This is a genomic window from Agriterribacter sp. (assembly GCF_035445465.1).
GTDB lineage: Bacteria > Bacteroidota > Bacteroidia > Chitinophagales > Chitinophagaceae > Agriterribacter.
On the sequence record NZ_DAOMQT010000018.1, the window covers coordinates 74,190 to 82,012 of the forward strand.

Annotated in this window: 4 protein-coding genes; 1 reads left to right on the forward strand and 3 read right to left on the reverse strand. The window is 45.6% G+C overall.

Annotated elements, in window-relative coordinates:
• The first annotated feature begins 157 nt into the window (after positions 1–157).
• Entirely contained in the window at positions 158–2,395 is a 2,238-nt protein-coding gene (locus tag PLE34_RS11250; protein ID WP_324556928.1) for a helix-turn-helix domain-containing protein, read from the forward strand.
• 82 nt (positions 2,396–2,477) lie between these two features.
• On the opposite strand, the gene PLE34_RS11255 is transcribed toward PLE34_RS11250, so the two are convergent.
• The 3 genes from PLE34_RS11255 to xylA all read right to left on the reverse strand — a co-directional run bounded on the left by PLE34_RS11255 (position 2,478) and on the right by xylA (position 7,686).
• On the reverse strand, positions 2,478–4,961 hold the full coding sequence (locus PLE34_RS11255) for a carboxylesterase family protein (RefSeq protein ID WP_324556929.1): 2,484 nt from the start codon (positions 4,959–4,961) through the stop codon (positions 2,478–2,480).
• Positions 4,962–5,079: 118 nt separating this feature from the next.
• Positions 5,080–6,270: a pyridoxal phosphate-dependent aminotransferase gene (locus tag PLE34_RS11260; protein ID WP_324556931.1), complete on the reverse strand. Its 1,191-nt coding sequence runs from the start codon at positions 6,268–6,270 to the stop codon at positions 5,080–5,082.
• An 87-nt stretch (positions 6,271–6,357) separates the two neighbouring features.
• Positions 6,358–7,686, reverse strand: a complete 1,329-nt coding sequence (gene xylA, locus PLE34_RS11265) for a xylose isomerase (protein ID WP_324556933.1) — start codon at positions 7,684–7,686, stop codon at positions 6,358–6,360.
• Between the last annotated feature and the right edge of the window lie 137 nt (positions 7,687–7,823).

The following is a 7,823-nucleotide window of genomic DNA, read 5'->3' on the forward strand; positions in this document are numbered from 1 at the left end:
TTATATCTTTGTTGCGTACAATTTGTATAAAAACGCCTGTAGCGATTATACTACAAACCAAAAAAGTGCTTGTTTTTACAAAAGGATATGTGTATTTTAAAACTTCGTTTGCTAACACCAATTATTTATTACCTAATAGCTTTTACCTTTGGAAAACATGACGTCCTTCGATGCTTCTAATGTACATTTCCAACGTGCATTGCAGTTTGTTAATCAAACCGGCAGGCATATTTTTTTAACCGGAAGGGCAGGCACCGGAAAAACCACGTTCCTGCGCTATATACGGGACAACTGTTTTAAAAAAATGGCCGTAGTGGCTCCAACCGGTGTTGCGGCCATAAACGCGGGTGGCACTACCCTTCATTCTTTTTTTCAACTGCCGTTTGGACCTTATCTGCCCACACACCATGCTGCAGCAGGCGAAACACAGGTTACCAATGAACATACCCTGTTCAGAAATTTAAAGTTTAGCAGCAGTAAGCGGGAACTGCTGCAGGAGCTGGAACTGCTGGTGATAGATGAAGTAAGCATGATGCGCGCCGATACCTTAGATGCCATAGATATTATACTCCGGCATTACCGGCGACAGCTTTTGGTGCCCTTTGGCGGGGTGCAGGTATTATATATCGGCGACCTGTTTCAGCTACCTCCGGTGATCAATAATGCGGAGTGGGAAATATTGCAATCCGTTTATAAAAGTCCTTTCTTTTTTGACGCACTGGTTATACAGCAAAACCCGCCGGTTTACATAGAACTGAAAAAAATATACCGCCAGAATGAAGCGGATTTTATACAGATACTCAATAATGTCCGGAACAATAATACTACCGCTGCCGATCTCGAACGTTTGCATCAATATTATAAGCCGGGCTTTGAGCCGCCTAAGGAAGAAAATTTTATTGTGCTTACCACGCACAATGCACGCGCCGACCAGATCAACAGGCAGGAACTGGAAAAGCTTCCCGGCAAATCATCTGCTTTTACAGGAGAACTAACAGGCGACTTCAATGAGCGGGCGCTTCCTGCCGAAAAAATATTAAGGCTGAAACCCGGCGCTCAAATTATGTTCACCAAAAACGACAAAGGTGAAGTAAGGAGGTACTATAATGGAAAGATTGGCATGATAAGCCGTATTGCCGGCGACAAGATTTATGTAAAATTCCCCGGTGATGATAATGAGCTGCTGCTTGAAAAGGAAACATGGAAAAACATCCGCTACAACTACAATAAGGAAAAAGACAATATTGAGGAAGAAGAATTAGGTGCTTTTACACAATATCCGCTCCGTTTGGCCTGGGCCATTACCATTCATAAAAGCCAGGGGCTTACATTTACAAAAGCCATTATTGATGCTGGCGCTTCCTTTGCACCCGGGCAGGTATATGTGGCGCTGAGCCGGCTTACTGCGCTCAACGGGCTGGTGCTCTATTCAAGGATACATCCGCAATGCATCCATACCGATCCGCGGGTATTAACCTTTGCCCAAAGCGAAATGGACGATGAAGAAATGCAGGAACAGCTACAGCAGGAACAGAAACGCTTCGTTACCTTTTCATTAACCCATGCCTTTAATTTTATTAAGCTCACCCAAAACATTAGTATACATTACGAAGCATACGCGCATCGCCAGATTCCCGACAAGAACACCGCTATACAATGGGCACAAAGTTTAGTAGCACTGGCGCAATCGCAGCTGGAAGTAAGCGACAAATTCAACAAACAACTAACCGCATTGATTACTGAGGCTGAAGCAAATGGATTTACCAAGCTGCATGAACGCGTTACCGCTGCATTTGCCTACTTCACTCAATCACTAGAAAAAATGCTGGCTTCCCTGAAACAACATGCCAATGAGATGAAGGTAAAAAAGAAAGTAAAGAAATACCTGAAGGAGCTGCGCAGCATAGAACTGGATATTACCAGGAAAAAACAACAGATCGCACAGGCTGTTCAGTTGTCGGAAGGCTTACTGAAAGGAACGCAGTTATCCGATTTACTGCAATTAGCAGAAATGCAAAAAAAACCGGCCACCGTTGAGGAAACAATAGCTGCAGCGGAAACCAGTATTACGGCAAAAGCTAAAAAGGGCGATACACAGCGCATGAGCCTTGAACTGTTCATGGAAGGGAAAAGCATAGCCGAAATTGCACAGCTCAGGGAGCTGACCACAGGTACTATTGAAGGGCATTTATCAAGATTTATTCCAACAGGTGAAATTAAAATAACGGATATTCTTTCTGAAGAAAAAATAGCAGCCATTTGCAAAGCCATTGAAGAAACGGGCGCCGGCTTTGCCACATCGCCTGTTAAAGAAAAACTCGGAGATGCTTATTCACATGGCGAGATCAGGGCGGTTATTACTTATTTAAATGCAGGGGAACCTGTTAAAGGTTAGTGCCGTGCCAAACGTGAGACGTGAGACGTGGTGAATGGTGGGTTCACCATTGCCAATGGCCTATTCACTTACCTTCACCCCGCTATTCGCCGCCGGCCTGGTTCTTTACATCCATTTGCCAGCTGTTATCAAAAAAGCCTGCCAGCTCAATAGCCTGGCTGCCATCGCGCAGCATATCAAAGCGAAAGATCATGTAATCGGGGAAGCCGCTGCCACCGGCAAAATACTGGTTGGCATTGGCAGCATTCATGCCTTTTAAGCCCGTGCCCGCAACAACACCTACGGATGTTAGCGGCGAATTTTTTATGGGCCAGGTAAAATATACAGCCAGGTCATCGCCGCTCCATGCATTGGCTCCTGCACGCACATGGTTACGGCTTACCTGTACCGGGGCATCGGTCAGTAATATTTGCCATACGGCATTGGTGCTGGCATTGCCATATAAGATCACGTTCCTTCCTGCATATTGATCCGCATCGTATACTTTGTCTGCTATGATATCAACAGCCCCGTTGCCCCTGTAATACCAGGTTTCCGCATCATAACGGGCTTTATTAAACGCCCATTCATTTTCAGCTTTGTTTCCCTTTGTGCCATATACAAAAACCATGTTATGATTAAAGGCCTCTTTAAAGGTGCCATAACGCTGCGGCCCTTTTTCATCTATGCCGGGCACCTTAGCCACCTGCCACCGGTTGTTTTGCTTTTGAAGCCAGATGCTGTCTGCGGCATTACTAACGGTATAGAGCAGGGGCGCCAAACTATCTAATGTTACTGTAATGGATGCGCCTGCTCCGAACTGGCCTACATTCAGTTTCAGGGTCTGTACATTTCCGGTTGAACCGGTTATGGTTTTGGCAGCCAGGTTCCTGCTCAGTTGAATACGGCTAAACTGCAAAGGAAGAGTTTGTTGTTGTATAGTTGCCCAGCGATAGGAAGAAGATATACCGGGACTCGAAGTTTTAAAATCAATCGTATTTACAGCGCTGTCAGGCAATATGGTGTGCGATTTAAAGAAATTGAATAAAGGAGGCCAATCCACACTTTCATTGCTGAACCAATGGCTGCCCCCGGGATACTCTTTATATGCAAAATCCGTATGAAAATCCGCCAGCACTTTTCTCATTTGCCGTGCATAGTTTACTGAAACCACCCGGTCCGAATCGCCATGAAAGATATATACGCCTAAAGGTTTGTAATTTTCAGCCAGTTGCACCACATCACTCTGGTTACCGGCCTGCAATAATATTTTCTCTACGGCTGAACTGGTGCTGTCGGGTATCTTTCCATCGTGCGAACCGTATTCTTTTAATGTAGGATAGCCCGCGCTGGGCGCAATAGCCGCCCACAGTTCGGGGTAAGCAGCGCCCAAAAACCAGGTACCGTGCCCACCCATTGAATGGCCTGTAAGGTATATGCGCTGGGGATCGGGGTTAAACTTTTCCTTAGCAATATTCAATACTTCCATCGCGTCTAACCTTCCCCAGTCTTCCCAGTTAAAACCGCGTGGCCTGCGGTTGGTAGCTGCCACCAGTATGCCCCAGTCTTTCGGTTTATAAGCCCTGGCCTGGCCAATGGCTTCCACTCCGGCGCCATGAACAGAAAGGAACAATGCAGCGTTTACCGTGTTAGCACCCGATTGCGGGGTTACCGCGTAATACTGAAGACTTCCGTCAATAGCGCTCACAAAGGTATTGCTGTACGGTTCGTCCTGCCCCACTACTTCAATGGATACATGCTTTTCATCCAGCGTTTTATTACCGTCTGTGAGCAGCAGCGTCATTTCGTACATACCTTTTTGTGCAACATGGCCTGCATTAAACGAAAAGGGAACCTTCCGGGTACTCATGGCCGGTATAACAGGCAAATCGGAGACCATTTCATTTCCCGCCACATTACTTTTGATCTTTACATGCTGAAGCGGCTTCGAAGAGGTATTGATCACAACTACGGCGCCCTGCAGCAATGCGTTATTATTTTGTGAGCCGATTACCGGCAATGTAGGGTCTTCGGTATTTAAATTAACAGGTTTTACAGGAAAAACAAGGCTGGCCGTTGTGCGAAAGCCCGAGCGGATATAAAATTCATTGAGTCCCTTTTTCAATTTTATTGGAATATATAACCAGCCTGAAGCATATGGATCGCCGGTATGCAGCGCTCCGTTTACATACACGCTGCTGCTGCCCATTGTATTGAGCAGCGCCTTTTTTTCCTTATCTGCGGTATAGGTAACATACAGGTAGCCGCTATTGAAAAAGCCCATGCCCCTTCCTCTCATACCCGGTTGCAGAGGCATCCTGAAATTGTTCAAACTGTCTGCCGTAACAGCCACCCATTTTATTTCCTGCTGACCGGCTTTTTCAGCCAGCACACCGTTTTCCCGCGGCTGCTGCAGGGTATGGGTGTATAACTGGTAAGCCAGCAGATCGGTATACAACGCTTCCCGGCCATAACGGTGTAGCCCGTTAGCCATTAAGCCGTTTTTAAAATAAACGGTATCCTGTGCGGTAACAAACAATGCAGAGGCCGTAAAAAACAGCAACAGAAAAACATGCAGCTTCTTCATACTTTCCTATTTCGTAAATTGTTGTTTTTTGCCACAAAGACACGAAGTCACAAAGGAAAATGGTTTGTGGCTTCGTGTCTTTGTAGCTGTAGATCTTAGCAATACCTATTCAACTATTTTATTGCAAAGCAGCCAGGGCTTTTTTAATGCGTTCCACCGCTTTTTCAATATTGGTCATGCTGTTGGCAAAAGAAATACGGATGCAGGTGGGTTCGCCAAATGCGGTTCCGGTTACCGTAGATACATGCGCCGTATTTAATAAATACATGCACAGGTCGTCGGCATTGGCAATAACGGTTTCTCCATGCTTCTTCCCAAAATAAGCGTCTACTTTCGGAAATACATAAAAAGCGCCATCGGGCTCAGCACATGCCACACCGGGAATTGCCGAAAGTAATTCCAGTATGCGCTTACGGCGATCCGTAAATGCTTTTAGCATATCGTGAGAAGCGGTAAGGTCACCGGTAAGGGCTTCAATAGCTGCCCGCTGCGTAATGGAGCAGGTGGCGCTGGTAAGCTGTCCCTGTAATTTTTCACAACCTTTTACAATGGCCGGGTCGGCAGCTATATAACCAAGCCGCCAGCCGGTCATGGCGAATCCTTTACTTAAGCCGTTTACAATAATTACACGGTCTTTAATACCGGCAAACTGCGCAATGCTTTCATGCTTCCCTTTATAGTTGATGTATTCATATATTTCATCCGAAATAATAAGCACATCCGGGTGCTTGCTAAATACCTCAGCCAGGCCTTTTAATTCTTCCCTGCTATATACAGAACCGGAAGGATTACAGGGCGAAGAAAACATAAACAGCTTTGTTTTGGGCGTAATAGCCGCTTCCAACTGCTCCGGCGTAATTTTGTAATTACTTTCTATAGACGACTGAACGAATACCGGTTTGCCGTCTGCCAGGCGCACCAGTTCCGAATAGGTAACCCAGTAAGGCGTGGGAATGATCACTTCATCCCCGATATCCACAACCGCCAGTATTACATTCGCCAAACTTTGCTTGGCGCCGGTTGATGCAAGAATATTTTCCGGCTTATAGTCTAAATTATTATCGCGTTTTAACTTGGTGCATACTGCTTCACGCAGATCGGCGTACCCCGCAACAGGCGTGTAATGGCTGTAGTTATCGTCAATGGCTTTTTTTGCGTATTGTTTAACATGGTCGGGCGTATCAAAATCGGGCTCACCCAGGCTAAGGTCAATCACATCTACACCTTTAGCCCTTAATTCACGGCCCAGCTTTGCCATTTTTAAAGTTTCCGGCTCATTAAATTTCTGTAATCTCGAAGAAAGTTTCATCCGTATATTTTTTATTTTATTTTGATCACTGGTTTTTAAAAAAGCCAGCAAACCTACGGCAAAATGATGATTTTAAGCGCGGTTATTTCAGATATACTGGTTGATGATATTTTCAAGCCATTCCTGCTTACCGCTCAACTGCGCAGGCTCACCGTGTTGCGCCGCAAAATTTCTCAGGTCTTCTAATTGCAGCTTACCTTCTTCAAAATCTTTACCGGCGCCGTTGTCAAATGAAGCGTAGCGTTCTTTGCGGAATTTCAGGTAAGGAGATTTTTGCAATATATTATCAGCAATAACAAGGGCCCGGGCAAAGGCGTCCATACCGCCGATATGCGCATGAAAAATATCTTCCAGGTCGGTTGAGTTCCGGCGTGTTTTAGCATCGAAATTGATACCGCCTCCTGCAAAGCCGCCTGCTTCAAGAATAATAAGTAAAGATTCTGCCAATTCATTGAGATTAGTGGGGAACTGGTCGGTATCCCACCCGTTCTGGTAATCGCCCCGGTTGGCATCCATGCTGCCCAGCATCCCATTATCGGCTGCCACCTGCAGCTCATGCTGAAAAGTATGCCCGGCTAAAGTAGCATGATTAACTTCAATATTGAGCTTAAAATCTTTGTCTAAGCCATAATGACGTAAAAAGCCGATCACTGTTGCGCTATCGTAATCATACTGGTGCTTGGTAGGCTCGCAGGGTTTGGGCTCAATAAAAAAAGTACCTTTAAAACCATTGCGCCGGGCATAATCGCGTGCTATCGTTAAAAAATTAGCCAGGTGATCCAGTTCCCGTTTCATCTGGGTATTCAGTAGCGTCATATATCCTTCCCTGCCTCCCCAAAACACATAGTTCTCGCCTTTTAAAGCAATAGTGGCATCCAACGCGTTTTTCACCTGCGCACCGGCATAGGCTACCGCATTAAAGTCGGGATTGGTAGAAGCGCCGTTCATATAGCGCGGGTTAGAGAACACATTGGCGGTTCCCCACAAAAGCTTTACGCCGCTGGCTTCCTGCTTGGCCTTTGCATAATCCACAATTGCCTGCAGGCGGCTTTCATATTCGGAAAGAGAGTTTCCTTCATCCACCAGGTCTATATCATGAAAACAATAATAAGGAACGCCTAACTTGGTGATGAACTCAAAAGCAGCGTCCATTTTATCTTTTGCACGTTGTACGGCATCCTGACTGGCGTCCCATGAAAACCGTTTGGTGCCCGGGCCGAAAGGATCCCCGCCGGTTCCGCAGAAGGTATGCCAGTATGCCACGGCAAAACGAAGATGTTCCTTCATGGTTTTGCCGGCCACTACCCTGTTTTCGTCATACCATTTATAAGAAAGCGGGTTGTCTGACTGAGACCCTTCGAATTTGATTTTGCTGATACCGGGAAAATATTCGCGGTTGCCTAAAGTTACGCTCATGACTTTTTTTATTATTCGATTATACAAAAAATTAAGGGCGCTAAAGATAAGGCAAATACAGAATGTGGAAATGTGAGAAATTTGATAATAGGATTAGGCATTTAATTCGTAAAGGCATGAAAGTACTATATAATTTA